The 20,125-nt window shown below is 66.9% G+C and carries 21 protein-coding genes and 4 tRNA genes; 17 read left to right on the top strand and 8 right to left on the bottom strand.

Annotated features, from left to right (window positions below; all coding sequences use genetic code 11):
• Positions 1-9 precede the first annotated feature (9 nt).
• The 3 genes from ACYVKA_RS02600 (at position 10) to ACYVKA_RS02590 (ending at position 2,998) form a co-directional block, all read left to right on the top strand.
• Entirely contained in the window at positions 10-387 is a 378-nt protein-coding gene (locus ACYVKA_RS02600) for an SLATT domain-containing protein (protein WP_460702728.1), read from the top strand.
• An 829-nt stretch (positions 388-1,216) separates the two neighbouring features.
• Entirely contained in the window at positions 1,217-1,459 is a 243-nt protein-coding gene (locus tag ACYVKA_RS02595; RefSeq protein ID WP_460702708.1) for a helix-turn-helix transcriptional regulator, read from the top strand.
• A 51-nt stretch (positions 1,460-1,510) separates the two neighbouring features.
• Positions 1,511-2,998 (top strand): ApeA N-terminal domain 1-containing protein, encoded by a 1,488-nt coding sequence (locus tag ACYVKA_RS02590; RefSeq protein ID WP_460702706.1) that lies wholly within the window; start codon positions 1,511-1,513, stop codon positions 2,996-2,998.
• Between the two features lie 561 nt (positions 2,999-3,559).
• On the opposite strand, the gene ACYVKA_RS02585 is transcribed toward ACYVKA_RS02590, so the two are convergent.
• The 5 genes from ACYVKA_RS02585 to ACYVKA_RS02565 form a co-directional block, all read right to left on the bottom strand.
• Positions 3,560-5,410 carry an FtsK/SpoIIIE domain-containing protein gene (locus ACYVKA_RS02585; protein WP_460702704.1) on the bottom strand — a complete coding sequence of 617 codons (1,851 nt, stop codon included), beginning with the start codon at positions 5,408-5,410 and terminating at the stop codon, positions 3,560-3,562.
• On the bottom strand, positions 5,407-6,372 hold the full coding sequence (locus tag ACYVKA_RS02580) for a hypothetical protein (protein WP_460702702.1): 966 nt from the start codon (positions 6,370-6,372) through the stop codon (positions 5,407-5,409). The genes ACYVKA_RS02585 and ACYVKA_RS02580 overlap by 4 nt, the downstream gene beginning before the upstream one ends.
• A complete protein-coding gene (locus ACYVKA_RS02575) occupies positions 6,369-7,211 on the bottom strand; it encodes a hypothetical protein (protein ID WP_460702700.1) in 843 nt (280 codons plus the stop codon). Before ACYVKA_RS02575 ends, ACYVKA_RS02580 begins: the two co-directional genes overlap by 4 nt.
• Positions 7,208-7,675 (bottom strand): hypothetical protein, encoded by a 468-nt coding sequence (locus tag ACYVKA_RS02570; protein ID WP_460702698.1) that lies wholly within the window; start codon positions 7,673-7,675, stop codon positions 7,208-7,210. Before ACYVKA_RS02570 ends, ACYVKA_RS02575 begins: the two co-directional genes overlap by 4 nt.
• 848 nt (positions 7,676-8,523) lie before the next feature.
• Positions 8,524-8,739 carry a helix-turn-helix domain-containing protein gene (locus ACYVKA_RS02565; protein ID WP_460702696.1) on the bottom strand — a complete coding sequence of 72 codons (216 nt, stop codon included), beginning with the start codon at positions 8,737-8,739 and terminating at the stop codon, positions 8,524-8,526.
• A gap of 53 nt (positions 8,740-8,792) precedes the next feature.
• Here ACYVKA_RS02565 and ACYVKA_RS02560 point away from each other — a divergent pair, with 53 nt between their 5' ends.
• Together ACYVKA_RS02560 and ACYVKA_RS02555 are read left to right on the top strand one after the other, a co-directional pair.
• Positions 8,793-9,224, top strand: coding sequence for a hypothetical protein (locus tag ACYVKA_RS02560; protein ID WP_460702694.1), 432 nt, complete (start codon positions 8,793-8,795; stop codon positions 9,222-9,224).
• Complete coding sequence (locus tag ACYVKA_RS02555; RefSeq protein WP_460702692.1) at positions 9,224-10,351, top strand: tyrosine-type recombinase/integrase; 1,128 nt, start codon at positions 9,224-9,226, stop codon at positions 10,349-10,351. The genes ACYVKA_RS02560 and ACYVKA_RS02555 overlap by 1 nt, the downstream gene beginning before the upstream one ends.
• Before the next feature lie 30 nt (positions 10,352-10,381).
• Here ACYVKA_RS02555 and ACYVKA_RS02550 read toward each other — a convergent pair whose 3' ends face one another.
• Both ACYVKA_RS02550 and ACYVKA_RS02545 read right to left on the bottom strand, forming a co-directional pair.
• The gene (locus tag ACYVKA_RS02550; RefSeq protein ID WP_394274875.1) at positions 10,382-10,873 is read right to left on the bottom strand and encodes a YajQ family cyclic di-GMP-binding protein; all 492 of its coding nucleotides are present in this window, start codon (positions 10,871-10,873) and stop codon (positions 10,382-10,384) included.
• Between the two features lie 130 nt (positions 10,874-11,003).
• Positions 11,004-12,233, bottom strand: a complete 1,230-nt coding sequence (locus ACYVKA_RS02545; RefSeq protein ID WP_460702690.1) for a DDE-type integrase/transposase/recombinase — start codon at positions 12,231-12,233, stop codon at positions 11,004-11,006.
• Positions 12,234-12,384: 151 nt separating this feature from the next.
• Here ACYVKA_RS02545 and ACYVKA_RS02540 point away from each other — a divergent pair.
• The 4 genes from ACYVKA_RS02540 (at position 12,385) to ahpF (ending at position 15,357) form a co-directional block, all read left to right on the top strand.
• Positions 12,385-12,470: transfer RNA gene (locus tag ACYVKA_RS02540), tRNA-Tyr, on the top strand.
• 108 nt (positions 12,471-12,578) lie between these two features.
• Complete coding sequence (locus ACYVKA_RS02535; RefSeq protein WP_394274876.1) at positions 12,579-12,995, top strand: Fur family transcriptional regulator; 417 nt, start codon at positions 12,579-12,581, stop codon at positions 12,993-12,995.
• A gap of 157 nt (positions 12,996-13,152) precedes the next feature.
• Positions 13,153-13,716 carry an alkyl hydroperoxide reductase subunit C gene (gene ahpC / locus ACYVKA_RS02530; RefSeq protein WP_394274877.1) on the top strand — a complete coding sequence of 188 codons (564 nt, stop codon included), beginning with the start codon at positions 13,153-13,155 and terminating at the stop codon, positions 13,714-13,716.
• 54 nt (positions 13,717-13,770) lie between these two features.
• On the top strand, positions 13,771-15,357 hold the full coding sequence (gene ahpF, locus ACYVKA_RS02525) for an alkyl hydroperoxide reductase subunit F (protein WP_460702688.1): 1,587 nt from the start codon (positions 13,771-13,773) through the stop codon (positions 15,355-15,357).
• A gap of 71 nt (positions 15,358-15,428) precedes the next feature.
• Here the strand turns inward: ahpF and ACYVKA_RS02520 are convergent, their stop codons facing one another.
• Positions 15,429-16,148 carry a purine-nucleoside phosphorylase gene (locus ACYVKA_RS02520; protein ID WP_460702686.1) on the bottom strand — a complete coding sequence of 240 codons (720 nt, stop codon included), beginning with the start codon at positions 16,146-16,148 and terminating at the stop codon, positions 15,429-15,431.
• Between the two features lie 193 nt (positions 16,149-16,341).
• Here ACYVKA_RS02520 and ACYVKA_RS02515 point away from each other — a divergent pair.
• The 8 genes from ACYVKA_RS02515 (at position 16,342) to secE (ending at position 20,124) form a co-directional block, all read left to right on the top strand.
• A tRNA-Thr gene (locus ACYVKA_RS02515) sits at positions 16,342-16,414 on the top strand.
• A 64-nt stretch (positions 16,415-16,478) separates the two neighbouring features.
• A tRNA-Met gene (locus ACYVKA_RS02510) sits at positions 16,479-16,553 on the top strand.
• Positions 16,554-16,607: 54 nt separating this feature from the next.
• A complete protein-coding gene (rpmG, locus tag ACYVKA_RS02505; protein ID WP_342091969.1) occupies positions 16,608-16,778 on the top strand; it encodes a 50S ribosomal protein L33 in 171 nt (56 codons plus the stop codon).
• A gap of 144 nt (positions 16,779-16,922) precedes the next feature.
• On the top strand, positions 16,923-17,369 hold the full coding sequence (locus tag ACYVKA_RS02500; RefSeq protein WP_460702684.1) for an FAS1-like dehydratase domain-containing protein: 447 nt from the start codon (positions 16,923-16,925) through the stop codon (positions 17,367-17,369).
• A complete protein-coding gene (locus ACYVKA_RS02495; protein ID WP_460702682.1) occupies positions 17,366-17,782 on the top strand; it encodes a MaoC/PaaZ C-terminal domain-containing protein in 417 nt (138 codons plus the stop codon). The genes ACYVKA_RS02500 and ACYVKA_RS02495 overlap by 4 nt, the downstream gene beginning before the upstream one ends.
• 2 nt (positions 17,783-17,784) lie before the next feature.
• Positions 17,785-18,945: a UDP-N-acetylmuramate dehydrogenase gene (locus ACYVKA_RS02490; RefSeq protein ID WP_460702726.1), complete on the top strand. Its 1,161-nt coding sequence runs from the start codon at positions 17,785-17,787 to the stop codon at positions 18,943-18,945.
• Between the two features lie 357 nt (positions 18,946-19,302).
• Positions 19,303-19,375, top strand: a tRNA-Trp gene (locus tag ACYVKA_RS02485).
• 104 nt (positions 19,376-19,479) lie between these two features.
• Positions 19,480-20,124 carry a preprotein translocase subunit SecE gene (gene secE, locus ACYVKA_RS02480; RefSeq protein WP_460702680.1) on the top strand — a complete coding sequence of 215 codons (645 nt, stop codon included), beginning with the start codon at positions 19,480-19,482 and terminating at the stop codon, positions 20,122-20,124.
• Position 20,125: the final 1 nt, after the last annotated feature.

Below are 20,125 nucleotides of genomic sequence, written 5' to 3'. Positions count from 1 at the left end.
ACCTAGACAATCGGTATCTTCGCAGGTCAGCGGGCACTTCCCTCCTTCACGTCCAGACACCCCCATGAAATCTCCGGGCTAGTTAGCGCCGAGGTGATCGCGCTCGTACTGGCCGCGCTCCGGGTCTTCGGGGGGTGGGACGTAGACCTCGCAGGACTGATGGCGGCGATCATCGCGGCGGGTGGAGCGTGGGTGGCTGTGAAGCAGTTCTCACCGCTCGCAGCGGCTTACTCAATGGCCGCGATGGAACTCACAATCCAGGCAGACAAGTTGAGGACAATCCCCGAACACGACTGGCCGCTGGTCGCCGCTGATGCTGAGGAGGCGATCAGTCGGGAACACACGATGTGGCTCGCGTCCAGGACAGGAAAGCGCCCCAAGATCTAGGCGCCGGACTCTGCGATCTGGGGAGCGGCTACGGCTCGGCGGAGATCAGCACGCTCACCGAGACCGACGCCCGGGCGGCGCTCTTGCACCTCTACTCGCAGGCGATCTGAGCCCTGACGCGGCGAGAGCCGCTCTCCTGGGTGATGCCCGCCCGGAACGCCGGGGGAGCAGTCGCCAGTGGAGCGGCTCTCGCGCTGTCAGGATGCGCCCCGCTGCCCGCCGGGGGCAATAGTGAGAGGGGCGCCAGTTTGCTACGGAGTTTGGCAGGTGAATTTGCCGTTGAGCCGCATGCCCGCGACATCGATGGGGTCCGGCGTACTCAGAAACTCCATCTCCCCGGATGTCGCGCTGACCTCATCCGATTCGCCCGTTGCCTCGGTTCCATCAGAGCTGGTCACGGTGACCGTCGCGCCCTTGCCCCCAGACCCTGGCTGAATGACCGCCTTGTCCCCCTTCGGGCTCGCGAGGGTGACAGTGGGTGCGGAGGGATCGCCAGCACAAATCACCGTGACCTGGCCGGGCTGGCCATTCCACTGACCTACGTAGAAATCTTGGCCGGTGCCTTGGTACGGAAGGCTCTTACCCTGCCAGGTGTCTCCGCTGCCTCCGTCCGTCCCAGTCGCGTCGCTGGCGCCGGAGCATCCGGCCAGCGCTACCGCCAGCGCGACCCCAACCCCCGTGGCTGCTGTCCTTGTGATCCGCACGTGCCCCCCTTGGTCCTTGCTCGTCTAGGTGCTTCACTAGGATAGGGGGAAATATCCCACTGTGAAGTCTTTCCCACTACGTCAGCGTGGGGAGCGTGCCTGCTCCCGCTCCCGACCTCCGAGCCATGGGCGTCGAGATCGCGCGGCGACGCCGAGGGGCTGGGCTCTCCATAGAGCGCCTGGCCGAGGCTGCTGGTCTGGACCGGCGGACCATCATCGAGGTCGAGGCAGGGCGCGGCGGCGCCAGAGTCACGACGCTGCATGCGATCGCGCACGGCCTCGGCGTGCCGCTGGTTGAGATCATCGAGCCCCTCTGCGCGAGACACCCAAAATCCATGCATACGCCGATCAGAGTCGTGGACCTCTAGCGCTCCGCACCGCCGCTCCGTCATCCTGTTGCAACGCGAGAGGAGAAGGTTATGGCGGACGCACCTCGATTAGACAAGCCCGCAGAGTGGACCGGGCACTGGTGGCTCCCCGAAGACCCCCAGCGAGCGGTTCCCGGGGTGCTTCGGTATGAGCCGGGGGCCGGGCTCACGCTCTCATTGATCGGTGGCTTCGAGGACCGCATTCTCCAACCCCTGGAGGGCGGGTATGCAGTCATGGAGGGGAGCAGGTCCTGGCCGCTGGTGCTGGGGACTGCCGATAATAAGGAGATCACGCTGCTCGATTGCTACCCCCAGCACACGCAGTCCTACTGGCCCGGGCCGGATGGGCCGCATAAGCAGACCATCTCAGCCCTGACCGCACTCGTGGGAGTGCACCTGGAGGATGCCGAGCAGGAAGTCTTCACAGAGTCTCGCGTCTCGGTGGAGAACCTCACGCTGTGGGCCGCGTCCTCGGTCTTCACTCAGTCCCTCGGTCTCGATGGAGAGCGGCTGGACGGGCGGGGCACCCTCGCCGTAAAGCCCGTCGATGAGCCGTCCGTGGTCGTGGATGGAACAACAATCACGCTCGCCCACGAGCACACGCTGCCTCACTTCGATGACCAGCGCGGGGAGACCGTGGGGCGGATGCGAGACACCGTCTTTGTGCGCTTCAGGCCTGGGGCGCCTTACTCCCTCAGCGCGGCGAGGGAACAGGCGAAGGTGGTCCAGGACCTCGTGTCACTCGCCACTCATCGGGCCGCTGGGATGCTGTGGCTCCGGCTCCGGATGCCCCCTGAAGACCGCGACTATCCGGAGGGGTACCCCATCCAGGATCGCGATGTTGCCGTCTACTCCAATGTGACCGTGCTGGGCGATCCCGACGCAAAGGCCGTAGCGCACCACGAGGTGTTGTTCACCTGCCGAGACCTCCCGTTCGAGGAGGTCATGCCCCGCTGGATCGAGGTACGCCGGACTCACCAGGCCGCCGCGAACATGGTGCTCGGGCTTCGTTATGCCCCGGCACGCTATGTGGAGGGAAACCTGCTGACCGCAGTGGGGGCCGCCGAGGTGCTGCACCGGGCCCTACCCGTCGAGCAGATGCGCATGCCCAAGCAGGAGTTCGACGCCCTGCGGGCAACCCTGCTGGAGGCGGCACCGGAGGAGCATCGCTCATGGGTGAAGGGTGCCATCCGCAATGATCCGACGCTCCGTGAGCGCTTGCAGGCCCTCGCAGCGCTTCCTGACGGCGAGGCGATGGGGAGGCTGGTTCCTGACGTAGAGCAGTGGGCCAAGGTGGCTACTCAGGCTCGTAACGATCTCGCTCACACCGGCCAGACCTCGCGGCAGTCCATAGACGAGTTGATCGCGGTAGTGAAGGTGACCGCTGCGGTGGTGATGATGAACCTCCTTCACGCTCTCGGACTGCCTGGCGAGCGGCAGAAGGAGATCGTGAATGACCATCCCGAACTTCGCCAGACAGCCAAACAGGCTGGTGAGGTTCTCAACTCGCAACCAACAGACGACGGGGAGTCTGTCTGAGCCGGTCGGCAGCCTCCGCCGCTGTCTCTCGGAGAGGGAGGACTCAAACTCCAACATCCGCCTACACCCCGCAGACCTGCCTCAGTGGGGTTCCCGGAGCCCTCGGCAGACCCCCGCCAGCAGCCCTCCGCAGCCCTGACCCCGGCGGCAGCCACCCGGGTTCCTGGAGCCCAGGGACGACCTGGACTTCCTGGCCCGGCAGCAGCTTTGCTTGCCCTTGCGATGGCGGGGGTCTTGACTGCTTCATTTACCCTGGAGCCAGGGGCGGGCTGTAGCGAAGCGCTCGGAACGGGCTCCAGGGTAAATGCCTCTCAGTCGAATGCCCTCTCCGCTCGCACAGGGCTCGCAATGGCCGCCTCGGGCTCCAGGAACCCTTGGTATATGTCGTCTTCCTGGGGCTTCCCTGAACTCCCCGGTTTTGGGCTGCTCGCCCTTGGCCTTTTCGGGCTGGCTCTGGGGCCTCTGCTGGCGGGGTCTAGGCCGTCCTGGGGCTCTGGGGCTGCCCTGGATGACAGCAAGGCAGTCGGTGGGGTGGGGGCTACCCTCTACCCCGAAACCGGCTCAGTCATCCCCGAAGAAATCGAGCGGGTCAACTACGAATTCTGGCTCGGAGTCATCCTCGGTCTCGGGTTCGGATTCGTCCGGCTTCGGGGCTGGCTTCTCGCCGGGGTCCGGCTCGGGGACCTGATCGATTCCCGTTTCGGAATCATCGCGGGTCTGGCCTGGTCCCTTCACGGATTCGGCCTTCGGCTCCGACAACCTATCGGGCTTGGCCTTGCCACGACTCTCCGGCTCTTCCGTACGGTCAACTGGCGTCTGCTCGCGCGCGACCTTGGGCAGATAGCGGTCGAGGTCTGCGGCGTCGAGGTAGGCCACCTGCACCTCTGACTCCGGCCACGAATCGGTCATCATGACGGCTCGTCCGCGAGAGTTACCGCTCGGCGTTACGTCCGACATCCCGATCATGTTCCGAGCCGTCGCGCCTGCCGTGGCAGGCCTCATCAGCGCCCGGAACCGCAAGTTGTTCTGCAACGAACCCTTCACGACTTCCGCGTCCGCACGCTGGGCAAGAGGCAGGACATGTACGTCAGCGGCACGGGCGTACGCGGCGGTGTGCCGCGTTCCGGAACCGATGCCTGCGCGCAGCTCGTTCTCCGCCTTCGTCTCGTCGTCAAAGACGGGCTCCTTGCTCACCAACTCGAAGTACTCATCGATCACGGCGAGGATGGGACGGAACGGGTGGCGCAGTTCCGAATTCTTCTGCACGCCTTCGCGCTTCAGCGCCTCGTAGCGACGGTCCACCTCTGCACTCAGCGCTGCCATCGCCTGCGCCATTTCGGGGAGCGTGTCAGTCACTGACACGATGTTCTTGCGGCCCACAAATGGCGTCATCTCGACCCGCTTGGGATCGAGCAGCCACACCTCCCAGTTGGCCATGGCGAGGCTCGTCACGATTAGCCTGACGAGCACACTCTTGCCGCCGCCCGACGTTCCGACGATGATCCCCGAAGGGGTGTCGTCCAAGGACCAAACGAACGGCTGGACCTGGCCCAGCCGTCCTACGCCTGCGGCAGCAGCAGCGGGGCTGACACGGGCCAGCCCGAGGGTCACAAGGTGACCCTGTGCCGGGCGCCCGTCCCAGGGCAGGAAGTCGGGCAGCGGCTCGCCCTGCGTAGCCACAACGCGACGGCGGGAGTGATCCACTGCGGTGATCCATGGCGTCCCCCACTCGCTCAGCCGAGAGTTGACCTCGCTGCTCAGCGACTCTTCGCTCGCGCTCTTCCAGCCGGGAGGAAGAGGAGCGGTGATCCGCTGCGGAGTGACGTCCCCTTCGAAGTGCAATCGGATCGGAGCGCCCCGCTGCTCGGCTTCGTGGCCTTCCCATTCCACCCCGCCGGAGAGCACCCCGGCCATCGCCCGCTCGACTCCCGTACGGGTACGCTCCCGCCGGGCGCCCTGCGGCAGCCACCAGCGCGCTGGGGCGAGCACGAGCAAAGCGCCCAGGAGCCCCGCAGACGGTTCGCCTTGCCCTGCAAGCCATACGCCTAGCGCCAGGCCCGCAGCAGCGGCTAGGACACTCCAGGCTGCGCGTGCAGGCTGGCGCCACCCGAGATGGACAGCGCTCGTGACAACCTCCGCTGCGCTGGTCCATCCGATGGCCAGGCGACCGGCGCCCCGCAACAGGACCAGACCGACGATGATGACGAGGGCGAGGGTCACGGCGTAGGTGACCGGCGGCAGTGCCCTGGGCACCGTCGTCACTCCCAGCAGCATCCCGAGCCCGGCCATGGCCTGCCCGATGCTGACCAGCGGGCGCCTGGGCAGTCCATGCTCATCCCTGGTCTGCGCGACCATCCAGCCCCCGAGGGCCAGGACCGCGGCCACAGCGGGGCCAATGAGCGTATTGATCACGACGAAACTCCTTCACTTTCTGGTGCCCCCACCCGCTGCGGGGCGGGAGTGTGGTAGATGCGCCGCCAGAGCGAGGCTGGACCGATCCCTGTTCCCTCCAGCCGCTCCTCGCGGATCGACGCCCAGAGGGCCTTTCGGCGCGCGGGCTCGGACTTCCTCGTCTGGGCGCGGTGTGTGCGGTGGTCGTGCATGGCCTCGGCGCTCTCATGCCAGCGCTGGCCGGGGGTGACCCGCAGCGGCCACTCACGCGGCAGAACGCCACGCCGGATGGCACGCTGAAAGACCGACCGCTGGGCAGTCCGCCAGGCCAGCCGAAGCGGCCACAGCGACGCCCAGCCCCAGCGCAGCATGTTCGGACCCGCGAGCCACCAGAGGGCCACCGTCAGTGCCAGCCACCCCGTCACACCCCAGCCCCGCTCCCAGGGCCAGGAAGTGCCACCGGGAGCGCTCTGGGCGGGCTCCTGGGCCTCGACGGGCGCCGGAGCGGCGCTGGGCTTGGCAGGGGCTGCGCAGGGCGCCAGGCGCCCGCCCAGCACCTCGGTGACCTCGGCGGCGCTCGGGACCGCGCCGAGAGTGATCTTCACTGGGTCGCTGGAGCGACTGACGGAGGTAGTCGAGCCGGGGCTCCAGACGACTACGAGATCGCGACGCTCCTCGCCTCCCCAGCCGCCCTTAACGGGCTCGCGGCCTGCCTGGCGCAGGGCCTGCTCGACGGCCTCGCGCACTCCCTTGGGCGCGACCTGGGTGGAGACCGCCACGGCGACGGTGGCGGGCGGGCAGGGAAGCGCCGAGGGCGCCTGGTTGCTGTGCTGCGCCGTCCAAGCCGCGAATGCGAGGAAACCGCCGAGGGCGAGCCCGCCGAGTAGCACGATCATGAGACAGCCGGCTAAAAGTCGGCGGACGCCGCTTGGCCCGGCGGCAACGGCGGCGGTAGCGCCGACGATCTTGGGTGCGCGCTTCATGCTGCTTCTCCTTCGAGGTATGCGCTGACGGCCTCGCGCGCGAACTCTGCCGCCTCCCGGTCGCCGTGGGTCATCACGGCCACGCTGGCGGCGGCGAGGGCTGGGAGGCGGTCCAGCAGGTCCCAGGAGCCCGACTGCTGGATCGCGGCGCGAAGGGCGGGGACCAGCGCCTCCGGAGCCAGACCAGGGCTGAGGGCGGCGGCAGCGTTCGCGGCGGCCCTGACCTGCTCGGGCACGGGCGGGGCGGCAATGACGTGCGCGGCTCCGGCGATGGCCCAGGCCGAGCGTTGGTGCGAGCGATCCGAGCCGCCCGCGAGCCAGTTGGAAGGAGTGCGACCTCGCAGATTTTCGGGCGCCCCGGGCAGGGCATCCCAGCCACCTTCGCTGCCGCCGCGAGGCGGGACGAGGATGGTTTGAGGCCAAGTGCCAACCACCGCACCGAGCACCGTGGCGGCACCGGGCAAGTATTCGAGCACTCGCGGAGCCACCGCTGCCTGACGGCCTCGAACGGGGCGGGGGCTCGGAGGGACGAGGGTCTCGGCGGCATGGCGGAGACCACCGGGCGGGACGCCGCGCGCCTGGGCCTCGGCATTCAAGGCGTCACGGTTGCGGCGTGTGACTTCTCGACAGGTCTCGATGACAGCCATGGCGTAGCGGGACGGCTGCTCGTGCCCGTCCCCGCCGTAACGCACGTTGCGCTCGACGGTCACGGCCTCTAGCGCGTCGGTGCCGACACGGAGGCAGAGGCCGGTGCTTTGGCTGCCGGGATCGATGGCCAGGATTGGCGGCCAAGCCTGCGCGCTTGCAGCAGCCTGGGCCAGTTCAGGACTGGTGGTCATCCCGGCCTCCCCGCAGGTGCAAGGGCCCTTCGCCATTCCCCTAGCGGAATGGCGAAGGGGTCGACCTCACCGTCACTGGGACGGGCCTCAGGTAGCAGCCCGGCGGGTGAGGCGGGCGCGGGCCAGGCAAGGCCGAATCCCTGGATGCGGAAGAAGGGGTCGGCCTCTGCCGCCCCGCGCTCCTGGCGTGGCAGGAGCGCCATCTTGGCGCGGCAGCGACCCTCCTGGGCTGCCTCGGCGGGAGTCAGTGCGTTGGCGGGGTCGAGCAGGCAGCCGTGCTCGTACGCCATCGCCTCGCCCACCCGCTCGGCTGCATCCTCAGGCCATCGACCGCCCCGCTTCTCGTGCCAGTAGCCCAGTGCCATCAGCATCTCGTTTGGGCTGACGGTTGGCGCCACCTCGTCCAGGCTGCGAGCAAGTGCCTCGCGGGTTCGCTTGCTCAACGGGAGGCCAGTCTCGGCCACGAATCGAGCCACGGCCTGGGCGCCGGTTGCGGCCCCCACGCGGCGCGTGACTGGCTCGGGCGCTGGTCCGGTAGGGCAGACCTCCTCTAGCCAGTCGTTGAGGCTATCGAGGTCCCCGTCCCACTCTGGCTCCGGACCCCACTCCGGTTCAGGCTGTCTTTCACTCTGGTCCTCGACCCGCGCGGCAAGCACGAGCGCCGTAGATGGCGTTGAGGCTTGGGAATCACGCATGTGGGAATCACGCATGGGGGTGGGGGGCTCTTCTTCGCGCGCGATCTCAACGTGACCTACAAACTCAGCCACCCCCCGGATGTCCTCGCCCGTCTGTCCTCTCGCGGTCAAGCCCTCTTCGGTTGTCCTCTCCCAGTTACCCCTCTCGCCAGAGGGGTCGGTCCCCACTCGCGGGAGGGGAGGGGTCACCTCTGGCTGGAGGGGGGAGACCCCACTCACGGGAGGGGTCTCCCCCCACTCACGGGAGGGGTCCCCCTCACTCTCGTCGGTGGGGACCCCACTCACGGGAGGGGTCTCCTTGGGCAGAACGACCGCCACCCGTGAGTAGGCGTTGCGTCCCGCGCCCGGGTCTCCGAACCCAGCGGTGTAGCGGATGACCCCCGCCTCTTCTAGCGAGTTGAGTGCGCGCCGGACTGCTTCTCGGCCCACCCCTGCTTCGGTGGCAATGCGGCCATGGGTGAGCGCATCGCTGAGGCGCCCGTAACCGACCGTGTAGTTCGCGATCACTGTCCAGACTCGCAGCATCCCAATCGAGGGGTTGCTGGCCAGCACCGCCGCATCCAGCGCTCGGCGGGCCTGGAGTGCCGGGACAGGCGGGAGGTCCCGCTTGGCGGCGCTCATACTGCCCCGCCACCCCGGGCGGTCCGCTGAGCCTCGGCCTCGATCCATGCCATGAGGTCGGCTCGGTCGTAGTAGACCCGCCGTCCCAGGGTGAAGGATCGCGGCCCCTGGCCTGCGTGCCGCCACCACCTGAGCGTGCCGGGAGTACGTCGAAGGAGGGCGGCGGCTTCGTCCACAGTCAGGAGTGTGCGAGAGATGTGATCTGTGCTCATACAGCACACTCTATCATCGCGTGCTCTAACAGAACAGTGCTACGCTAACGAACATGAGCGTGTCGCATATCCCTCGTGTCAGCCGTGATCTCGCGCGGGAGTCAGCCCAGCGACTCCGCGAACTGGCGTCCGTCCTGGACGGACTGTTCGACGACGAGGAGACTGAGTGGGGCCTTCGCCTCGCGGACGTAGGGATCGAAGCGGTGGCTGCGGGGGAGGTCCTGGCGGACTCGGGGGTCGCCGTAGCGGCTCTCGAAGGGGCCTCACTACGCGCCATCGGCGACCGCCTTGGCATCGCGTTCTCGGCGCTCCCTAGGCGCATCGCAGGCACGCCTGAACTTGGTGACTACGCGGAGGCATCTGCATCCGGACACCCCCGAGTTACTCAGGGAGGCATCGAACGCGCGCGGTACGACCTGCGCCACGGCGCGTTCACAGTCGAGGGTGAGCCCGAGCGTGTACAGAAGCGCCGGAGGCGCGGCTGATGGCGAGCATCAAGAAGCGGCCCAACGGCTCTTGGAGGGCTCGCTACCGGGACGAGGCTGGCCGCCGCGAGCACGCGCGGCATTTTGAGCGAAAGGTGGACGCCCAGCGCTGGCTGGATGAAGTCACGGCCAGCGTGATTACGGGTCAATACGTGGACCCGCGCGCGGGCCGGATCACCTTTGATGCCTGGTGGAGGGTCTGGTCCGAGCGGCAGGTCTGGACGACCGGTACGAGGGAGTCTGCGGGTCAGGCAGCCGCCTCGGTCACCTTCGGTTCCGTGCCCCTGAAGGCCCTGCGGCCAAGCCACTTCCAGCACTGGGTCAAGGCCATGAGCCAACCGGGTGAGAAGCGGACAGGCGGGTTGGCCGCCAGCACCATCCGAACTCGCTGGAACTACGTGCACATGGCCGTGGTCGGCGCGATGCAAGATCGAATTATCGCAACCGACCCGACCCTCGGGGTGAGCCTGCCGCGAGGGCGAAGGTCCGAGGCCGCTATGACGATCCCGAGTGCAGAGCAGGTGCGCAAGGCGCTGGACGCTGCTCCCGAGCAGTTCCGCGTCTTCATCGCCCTTGCTGCCTTTGCTGGCCTCCGTCTGGGCGAGGCGTCGGGGCTCCAGGTCGGCGACATCGACTTCCTCCGGCGCACGGTCTCAGTGTGCCGCCAGGTGCAGGGGCAGACCAAGGCCACGATCGAGATCGTCCCGCCGAAGTACGGGAGCGAGCGCACCATCGCAGTTCCCGAGGCGCTGACCGACCTGCTGTCTTGGCACGTCCGGGAGGTTGGTGTCCACCGCGAGGAGCGGTGGCTTTTCGCCTCGGGCTCCGACCGCCTCAATCGCAACAGCGCGGGGAATCTGTGGCGCGCCACCCGGAAGGCCGCTGACATCCCCGAGCAGTACACGCTTCACGACCTCCGCCACTTTTACGCCTCGGCTCTGATCGCGGCGGGCTGCGATGTTGTCACCGTGCAGCGCGCCTTGGGTCATCAGTCCGCCCAGATCACCCTCGGCGTCTATGCCCATCTGTGGCCGACCGCCGAGGACCGCACCCGGTCCGCAGCAACAGACCTCATGCAGGAAGTTCTTGGCGGTTCTGCGGACTCTGTGCGGACCGGCACCCCCTGACAGGGCTCTGACCAGCCCAAACGCGGTTGACTACCGGTAGTTGGTGAACTGGACCGCGAAGTCGTAGTCCTGTGCCTTGACCAGCTGCTGCACGGCCTGCAGGTCATCGCGCTTCTTGGAGCTGACGCGCAGTTCCTCGCCCTGGATCTGGGTCTTGACGCCCTTGGGGCCCTCATCCCGGATCAGCTTGGAGATCTTCTTGGCGTTCTCCTGGCTGATGCCCTGCCTGGTGGTGCAGGTGATCTTCCAGACCTTGCCGCTCAGGCGCGGTTCGCCGGCGTCGAGCGCCTTGAGGTTGACGCCGCGCTTGACCAGCTTCGACTCGAAGACATCGAGCACGGCCTTGGCGCGCTCCTCGCCATTGCTCTCGATCTCGATGGCCTCGCCCGACCAGCGGATGGAGGAGTCGGTGTTCTTGAAGTCGAAGCGCTGGCTCACCTCTCGGGCGGCCTGGCCCAGTGCGTTGTCGACCTCTTGGCGATCCACCTTGCTGACGATGTCGAAGGAGCTGTCTGCTGCCATCTCTGCCTCCTGGGATGTGTGCTGCTCTGGTCTGGTGACCGAGTGACCCCATCCTGCCCCAGTTGCGCGGGGAACTCGATCCTGATGACTCATGTCAAGATGCCCGCGTAGTGCAGGTCGTTGACTCATCTCAAGATGCCCGCTTGTTGAGTTTGGTTCGTGACAGGTAGACGGCGTTGCGTTTGGCTTTGCGTTCGACTTGTCCGCGGCGTCTGGCCAGTTCGAGAAGGTTGGCCTGGATGAGTGCGATCTGTTGCCTGATCGCGACGGGATCGGCCGTGGTGAGGCGGTGCTCGAGGGCTCGTCTGTCGACCTCGTCGATGAGTGTCGGATGGTCTCGTAGCAGCCGCTGGTAGGGCGTAGTGGCGGTGTCGTAGCGTTTGGTGACCTTGGCGCCGACGCGGGTCTTGGACACCAGCTTTTGTTGGGGGATGAACATGTTGGTCATGGTGGATTCCAGTTCCCAGAGCTGGTTGAGCAGGGTGAGTTCCCGGGCGGTGTCGTAGCGGTGGTAGCCGACGCATCGTCGGACCATGGCCCAGTTCTTCTGCTCGACGTGGGCTTGGTCGTTGGAGCGGGCGGGTCTGCCTCGGGTGTAGGTGATCTGGTGCAGGGCGCACCACTTCTGCAGGTGGTGGTTGATGAACTCGCTGCCGTTATCGGAGTGGATGCCCATGATCGCGAAGGGGAAGCGGAGTTGGAGTTGTTCCAAACCGGCGCGGACGATGCGTTCGCCCTTGCTGTGGACGCTGATCGCTTCGGTCCAGCCGGTGGCGATGTCGGTCATGTCGAGGCTCCAGTGGAACTGGCCGTTGTTGTCGCCGCCTTCGTGGCCGACCAGGTCGATCTGGACGAAGCCGGGTTCAGTTTGGTCCCATTCGGCCCAGGTCTTCATCGGGATGCTGGCCTTGAGCATCGACCCGGGGCGGGTGTGGCTCATGCCCTTGGCGGCGACCAACCCGGCACGGTAGGGCTGCAGGCGGCGGTCGATGGTGGCCGGTGACATCCGCAGCAGCGCCTCGATGGTCTGCTCGGTGGCTTCGAGCCGGTTGTGGGCGCGCAGGGATTCCACCAGCTGTGGCAGGGCTGGCTGGAGGCGTTTGCCGGTGGGACCGTCCAACAGGACCCAGCAGCGCACCAGCACCTCGATCACTGCCTGGTCGTAGGTCAGGACTGGTTCACGTCTCTTGCGGGAGCCGGGCTGAACACCCGCGACCCGTTGACGGATCATCTTGCGGGCATGGTCACGGTGCCAGCCGGTGACGTGGCAGATCGCGTCCAGGATCTCGCTCTTCTCCTGCCGGGTCGCCTTGGGCCACCTGCTTACCTGCGACGCCAGGATCGCCTTACGCTGGGCCAACTCCAACTCCATCCACTCACCCTGAACCACGCGGGCACTTTGAGATGAGTCAACGAAGCACTCCACGCGGGCATCTTGGATGAGTCAACGCGTCGATTTGTCGGAGTCCCGCGAACGCTGCTAGGGTTTCTTTTCGCCGAGTGATCGGCATGGCAGATTGCCCGAGTGGCCAAAGGGAGCAGACTGTAAATCTGTCGGCGTACGCCTACCTAGGTTCGAACCCTAGATCTGCCACCAAGAGCCCCGAACTCAGGTTCGGGGCTCTCGTGCATTCCCGGGCCGTCTTGGGCCGGGCTGTCATGATGGGCACCGGTCCACCGTGCGAGCAAACCAGAGGAGGCAGACGTGGGGACGATTGGGGAGCCGCAGCAGTTGTTGCGTGAAGCGGGCCTGCGCGTCACCTCCATCCGGGTGGCCGCGCTCGAGGTGGTTGCGGCGCGGCCCCATGCCGATGCCGAGCGGATCCGTGCGGGCGTCGTCGAACGTCTCGGCTCGGTGTCGGTGCAGTCGGTCTACGACACCCTCAACGTGCTGCGCACGGCCGGTGTGCTGCGCAGGGTGGAGCCGGCGGGGCATCCAGCCCGCTACGAGCTCCACGAGCACGACAACCACCACCACCTGGCCTGCAGGCAGTGCGGCGCGATCGAGGACGTGCCCTGTCCCGTGGGCAGCCAGCCGTGCATGGACCCCGATGACACGCATGGCTTCATCATCGACGAGGCCGAGGTCATCTATTGGGGGCAGTGCCCCAACTGCGCCTGAGGTGTTCCACGGGTGTGCAGCGAAGTCGCTGCGAGGTGTCCCCGGCCACGGGGCGGGCGTCTTGCCTTCCGGGGGGCGGTCGCCTAGACTGAATCTAGAACGATTCCAGTGTTTGGAAAAGTTCCAAAGTTTGGTCACCGACGAAAGGATGCCCTCAATGTCCCTCATGAACACCAAGATCAAGCCCTTCACCACCCAGGCCTACAAGGACGGCCAGTTCGTCGAGGTCAGCGAGTCCGACGTCCTCGGCAAGTGGGGCGTGTTCTTCTTCTACCCGGCCGACTTCACCTTCGTCTGCCCGACCGAGCTGGGTGACATGGCCGACCACTACGAGGAGCTCCAGGGCCTCGACGTCGAGGTCTACGCGGTCTCCACCGACTCCCACTTCGTGCACAAGGCCTGGACCCAGGCTTCCGAGGAGGTCGGCAAGATCAAGTACTACATGCTTGGCGACACCACCTGGGAGATCACCAAGAACTTCGACAACCTGCGTGAGGACGAGGGCCGCGCCGACCGCGCCACCTTCCTCGTCGACCCGGACGGCGTGATCCAGTACATCGAGGTCACCGCCGAGGGCATCGGTCGTGAGGCCGGCCAGCTGATCCGCAAGATCAAGGCCGCCCAGTACGTGCGCAACCACCCGGGCGAGGTCTGCCCCGCCAAGTGGGAAGAGGGCGAGCAGACCCTGACCCCCGGAATCGACCTCGTGGGCAAGATCTGAGCCTGCCGGCCCGGATCCAATCTGTACGTGACAACCGAGAACTAAGTAGGAGCCATGGCTGTTCTTGATTCGAACCTCACCGCGCAGTTGTTGCAGGTGCTGACCAAGGTCGTCGAGCCGATCGAGCTGATCGCCAGCCTCGACGATCGCCCCAAGTCGACCGAGATGGTCGAACTGCTCAACGAGATCGCGGCGTTGTCGGACAAGATCAGCGTCCGCACCGATGGCGACGACGCGCGCAAGCCGTCGTTCGCCATCCTGCGGACCGGCACCGAGATCGGGGTGCGCTTCGCGGGTATCCCGATGGGTCACGAGTTCAGCTCGCTGGTCCTGGCCCTGGTGCAGGTCGGCGGCAACCCGGTCAAGGAGGATGCCGACCTGATCGGGCAGGTCAAGGATCTCGACGGGGACTACGAGTTCACCACCTACATGTCCCTGACCTGCCAGAACTGCCCCACCGTGGTCCAGGCGCTCAACGCGATGAGCGTGCTGAACCCCCGCATCAGGCACACCGCCGTCGAGGGGTCGCTCTTCCAGGACGAGGTCAAGGAGAAGAACATCCTGTCGGTGCCGCAGGTCTTCCTCAATGGGGAGCCCTTCGCGTCTGGCCGGATGGACATTGCCGACTTCGTTGCCAAGCTCGACTCCGGCGCCAGTAGCAGGGCCGCGAGCAAGCTCAACGAGCGCGATCCCTATGACGTGCTCGTCGTGGGCCAGGGGCCGGCTGGTGTCGCGGCCGCCATCTACACAGCCCGCAAGGGCTTCCGCACCGGTCTGGTGGGGGAGCGCTTCGGGGGCCAGGTGCTCGACACCATGTCCATCGAGAACTTCATCTCGGTCTCCCACACTGAGGGCCCCAAGTTCGCGGCTGCCCTTGAGCAGCACGTGGGCGACTACGAGATCGACGTGATCAAGAGCCAGTCGGCCACTGCGCTGGAGACCGCGACGAGCGAAGGTGGCTTCCACACCGTCAAGTTCGGGGACGAGGCCGGACTCAAGGCCCGCACCGTGATCGTCGCCACCGGCGCCAAGTGGCGATTGATGGGCGTGCCCGGCGAAGAGGAGTACCGCAACAAGGGCGTCACCTTCTGCCCCCACTGCGACGGCCCCCTGTTCAAGGGCAAGAGCATCGCCGTCGTGGGTGGCGGCAACTCCGGCGTCGAGGCGGCCATCGACCTGGCCGGCGTGGTGGACCACGTCACCGTCGTCGAGTTCCTCGACGAGATGAAGGCTGACGGAGTGCTGCAGGACAAGCTGCGTTCGATGCCCAATGTCGACATCGTCACCGGTGCGCAGACCACCGAGGTGGTCGGCGATGGCTCCCAGGTGACCGGACTGAAGTACAAGGTACGCGCCACCGGCGAGGAGAAGCAGCTCGACCTGGCGGGCGTCTTCGTCCAGATCGGCCTGCTGCCCACCACCCAGTGGCTGCAGGAGTCCGGCGTCGAGCTCACGGCGCGCGGCGAGGTCCAGGTGAACGAGCGTGGCGAGACCTCGGTGCCGGGCGTCTTCGCCGCGGGCGACTGCTCCACCGTGCCGTACAAGCAGATCGTGGTTGCCCAGGGCTCCGGCGCCACCGCGGCGCTGAGCGCCTTCGACCACATCATCCGCACCCAGCAGGGTGAGGCCGCCACGGCCTGATCCTGCCCCGCCATAGGCAGCTGCGGCCCGCCCTGTGAAGGGTGGGCCGCAGCTGCGCCGTGTTCCGGGGGTCAGGCCATGAGTCCTGCGACCGCGATCTCCAGGGCCGCTGCGAAGCGGGTCTCGCGCTCGGCGTGGTCCATGTCGCCGGCCCCGTTCTTGATGTGGTCGCTGACAGTCAGGACGCTGAGTGCCTCGGCACGCTCGGCCAGGGCGCAGGCGTAGAGTCCGGACGTCTCCATCTCCACGGCCAGGGTGCCCACTTTGTCGAGTCCCGCCGTCATCTCCGGCCGGTCCAGGTAGAAGAAGTCGCTGGAGTGGACGGCGCCCAGGTGCACGCGCGCCCCCTGTGGGGGAGTGCTGCGGGCCCGCTCAGCGGCGCCGCGCAGCATGTCGAAGCTCGCAGCCAAGGACAGGGTCACGTCGGGAACCGTGATCGTCGACACCGCAGAGTTGGTGTGGGCGGCCGTGGCGATGACGATGTCGCGCACGGCGACGTCGTCGCTGATCGCGCCGGCGGTGCCGACGCGGCAGATGCGGCGCACCCCGTAGAAGCGGTAGAGCTCCGTCGCGTAGAGGCTCATGGTGGGAATGCCCATGCCGGAGGCCATCACGCTCATCCTGTGTCCTTGGTGGGTGCCGGTGAAGACGGGATTACCCCGCACATCGCTCACCATGCGAGCGTCAGTGAGGAAGTCTTCGGCGATGCGGCGGGCTCGGTTCGGGTCGCCGGGCATGAGTACGAGCTCGGCGATCTCACCCTTGTCGGCGGAGATGTGGGGTGTGGCCATGGGATGTCCTTCAGGTCGACGAGCGTGTCTGCGTGAGCCAAGACTAGGCAGCTTGGGCTCGATTTGGAATTGGTGGCCGGTGTGTCCTAAGCTTCTGCGGGTCGCCTTCGAAGAGCAGAGTTGATCGAGGACGGCAGGCCGGGCAAGGATTTTGAAGAAGGCGAAACCTTCCGATAGAGTAAATCCTCGGCAAGCCCCTATAGCTCAGTAGGTAGAGCGTCTCCATGGTAAGGAGAAGGTCAGCAGTTCGATTCTGCTTGGGGGCTCTGATTGTTCACGGATGGCCGTTGACCCAGCGGCACGGGAGACCGAGCAGTCCGCGAGCATCTTGGCGGGGTAGCTCAGGGGTAGAGCAAGCGGCTCATAATCGCTGTGTCGCGGGTTCGATTCCCGCCTCCGCTACCAAGACAGACCACCTGCCAGACGGCAGTACCGCTCCCAGCACACGAAGGAATTACCATGGCCAAGAAGGGCGGGGACATTCGTCCCAAGATCACGCTTGCCTGCACCGAGTGCAAGGAGCGCAACTACATCACCAAGAAAAATCGTCGCAACAACCCCGATCGTCTTGAGCTGAAGAAGTTCTGCCCCAAGTGCACCTCTCACACCGCGCACCGCGAGACCCGCTGAGCGCAGCACAGCTTCACGATCCGGCCGTCACCTTCGGGTGGCGGCCGGTTCTGTCATGTCCAGGGATTCCCCCGGGGAATCGTCGTGACGACCGGGGGCGCGCGGTGAACGACCTCCGGGCGGCACCGGGCTAGCCTTGTGGGCATGCCGATCACCCCTGAACACGTCGGGCGCAACTACCCGCCCACCGAGCCCTACCGGATCAGTAGGGCCAAGATCGCCGAGTTCGCCGCTGCCCTGGGAGGATCCGAGGGCGGCGACCGGAACCCGGCCTATGCGGGGCAGGCGCCCGTCGCGCCGCCCACCTTTGCCATGGTGATCGGTGCCCGGGCCTGGCAGTCCCTGTTCGACGATCCCGAGCTCGACCTGGCCCTGATGCGCACCATGCACGCCGACCAGGCTTTCGAATGGTCTCGCCCGATGCGGGAGGGTGACGACGTGGTGGCACGGCTGTCCATCGAGAAGGTTCGCAATCGCGGCACCGTGGACATGGTGACCATCGCCGTCGAGATGACCACCATCGAGGGCGAACACCTGTGCACCGGCAGGAGTCAGTTGGTCCACACGCGCGCCGAGGAGGTCGCGGCATGAGCTTCGATCCCATCACCGTGGCCGTCGGCGACGAGCTGCCCAGGCTGGAGGTCCACGTCACGCGCGAGTCGGTCGTGCGCTACAGCGGCGCCTCGACCGACCTCAACCCGATCCACTTCAGTGATCGCCATGCGCAGCGCATCGGGCTCGACGGGGTCGTCGCCCACGGCATGTGGACCATGGGCACCGCGCTGCGCGTGGTCACCGACTGGTGCGAGGACCCCAGCAGGGTGCAGCACTACTTCGTCCGCTTCACTCGTCCCGTGCAAGTGCCTGACACCGACGAGGGGGTGCTGGTGAGCTTCGGGGGCCGGGTGACTGCCGTCGAGGACGGCATCGCGCAGGTGCAGCTCGAGGCCGCCTGCGGCCAGGACAAGGTGCTGGGCGCGGTCAAGGTGGAGGTGCGGCTGTGAACCTGCCCGAACTGCCCAACAGCTCCATCGTGGGGATCGGTTCCGACCTGGACCCCGGGTGCGAGGTGAACCACGTCGACTTCGGGGCGGTCTCCTCGCACGAGGCAAGTGCATCGCCCCGGCTGGCCGACCACACCACCTTCCGACTGGGGGGACCCGCCCGCAGGTTCGTGGAGGCCACCACTGACCGCGAACTCATCGACGCGGTCCTGGAGGCCGACCGGTCGGGGGAGAAGCTCCTGGTCCTGTCCGGTGGCTCCAACCTGGTGGTCGCCGACGAGGGCTTCGACGGCACGGTGGTCAAGGTGTCCACCAAGGGCATCAGTGCCGACGTCTCGGGCTGTGGCGGGGCCGTGGTGACCGTTGCTGCAGGCGAGGTCTGGGACGACTTCGTCGCCCACGCCATCTCCCAGGAGTGGCTCGGGATCGAGACCCTCTCGGGGATCCCGGGCCTGGTGGGCTCCACGCCCATCCAGAATGTCGGGGCCTACGGCAGTGATGTCTCCCAGACGATCTACCGGGTCCGCACCCTGGACCGGGCCACCGGCGAGTACCGGACCTTCTCGGCCGCGGAGTGCGAGTTCTCCTACCGTGACTCGGTCTTCAAGCGCACCCGGATGCCCGACGGCGGGCCGACGGGTCGCTATGTGGTGCTGGAGGTGACCTTCCAGCTGCTGCTGGGCACGCGTTCGGCCCCGGTGCGCTACCAGGAGCTGGCCAATCGCCTCGGGGTTGCCCTGGGCGAGCGGTCGTGGACGCCCCAGGTGCGAGAGGCCGTGCTGGAGCTGCGCCGCGGCAAGGGCATGGTCAGCGATCCCGAGGATTCCGACACCTGGAGTGCGGGCAGTTTCTTCACCAATCCGGTGCTCGACGAGTCCCTTGCCGAGCAGCTGCCGACCAATGCCCCGCGCTATCCGGCGGGTCATGGCCAGGTGAAGTCGTCGGCTGCGTGGCTGATCGACCATGCGGGTTTCGGAAAGGGCTTCAGCATCGGCGAGGGAGCCAGCCTGTCGACCAAGCACACGCTCGCGCTCACCAACCGGGGCACCGCCAGCACCGCTGACGTGATGCGGTTGGCGGCGACCGTCCGGGATGGTGTGGAGCAGCGCTTCGGGGTCCACCTGGTGCCCGAGCCGGTGCTGGTGGGGTGCTCCATTGGGTGAGGACCCGGCGCCGTGGCAGGGATAGTGACCGTCTCGCAGCATCGCAATCGAGCGTGCGAAGCGGATCCCAAGCCATGGATCTGCGGGGGCGGTTGCGGCGCACTCGACATGTCGACGGTGGGGCCGTCCGTGCCCAGTCGGTACTCCGGCAGGGGGAGCGCAGTGGCTGCAGCGTCAGGTCATGGAACCGTGCCAGCTGGATCGCCGCCATCGGGTGTATGACGCCCCCCGCGCCGTGCGCCTGCCGGCCGGACCGCGCTGGCCGGCATGTGCGGGGAGCTGTGATGGCTCGGTTCGACTCCAGCGGGGAAAGCGCCTATACTTTTCATCTTGGCGGGACCTTTACGGTGCCGTTGAAGGGCAATAGCTCAATTGGCAGAGCAGCGGTCTCCAAAACCGCAGGTTGGGGGTTCAAGTCCCTCTTGCCCTGCGAAGCAGGTTCCTCCTGCTGAACAGTCCAGGCTCGCAGGGGCGGGCATGCCGATCCGAAAGGGTCATAGCCATAGCCGAGAGGCGCCAACGCGAAGGAAGACCGTGACCGACGACCAGACGCGCAAGTCTTCAGAAGCCGCGGATGACCAGTCGGGCCTCTATCCCCGCATCGGTGAGGTGGCCGGGGAACGCTTGGCCCACCCGAACGGCACCGGAGACCAAACCACCATCGACGAGTCGCAGATCATCGACGACGAGGCCGAAGAGCTGAAGGGCGAGCCGGTTCCGGACGCCACGCCCGACAGGGCCGATCCCCAGGACATGGTGGTCGACGATCCCCAGCAGCTGGAGCAGGCCGAGCAGGTCGCTGCTCGTGCCCGTTCCTCTCGCCCCGTGCGTCGCTCGAAGCCCCAAGCCCAGCCCGGCGCGGCCTCCGCGTCCGAGGGCCATGAAGTGGCGGCTCGACCTGCGTTGGCACCGCGCCCGGTGCGTCGCCGGGCAGCGCCGAAGACCCCGGCCCAGGCCAACGCTCGGTCGGGTGCAGCGCAGAAGGGCTCCGGTCGGACGACGCCCGCGACCTTCGTCAGCCAGTCCGTCGACGAGCTCCGCAAGGTCATCTGGCCCACTGGTTCACAGCTCAGCCAGTACTTCGTCGTGGTCCTGCTCTTCGTCCTGTTCATCGTCGCCTATGTCGGCCTGCTCGATCCCGCCTTCGGCTGGGTCGTGCTCAAGCTGCTCGGCAACTGAC

This window comes from Luteococcus sediminum, from assembly GCF_054783495.1.
This window is presented reverse-complemented; position numbering and strand designations above follow the sequence as displayed.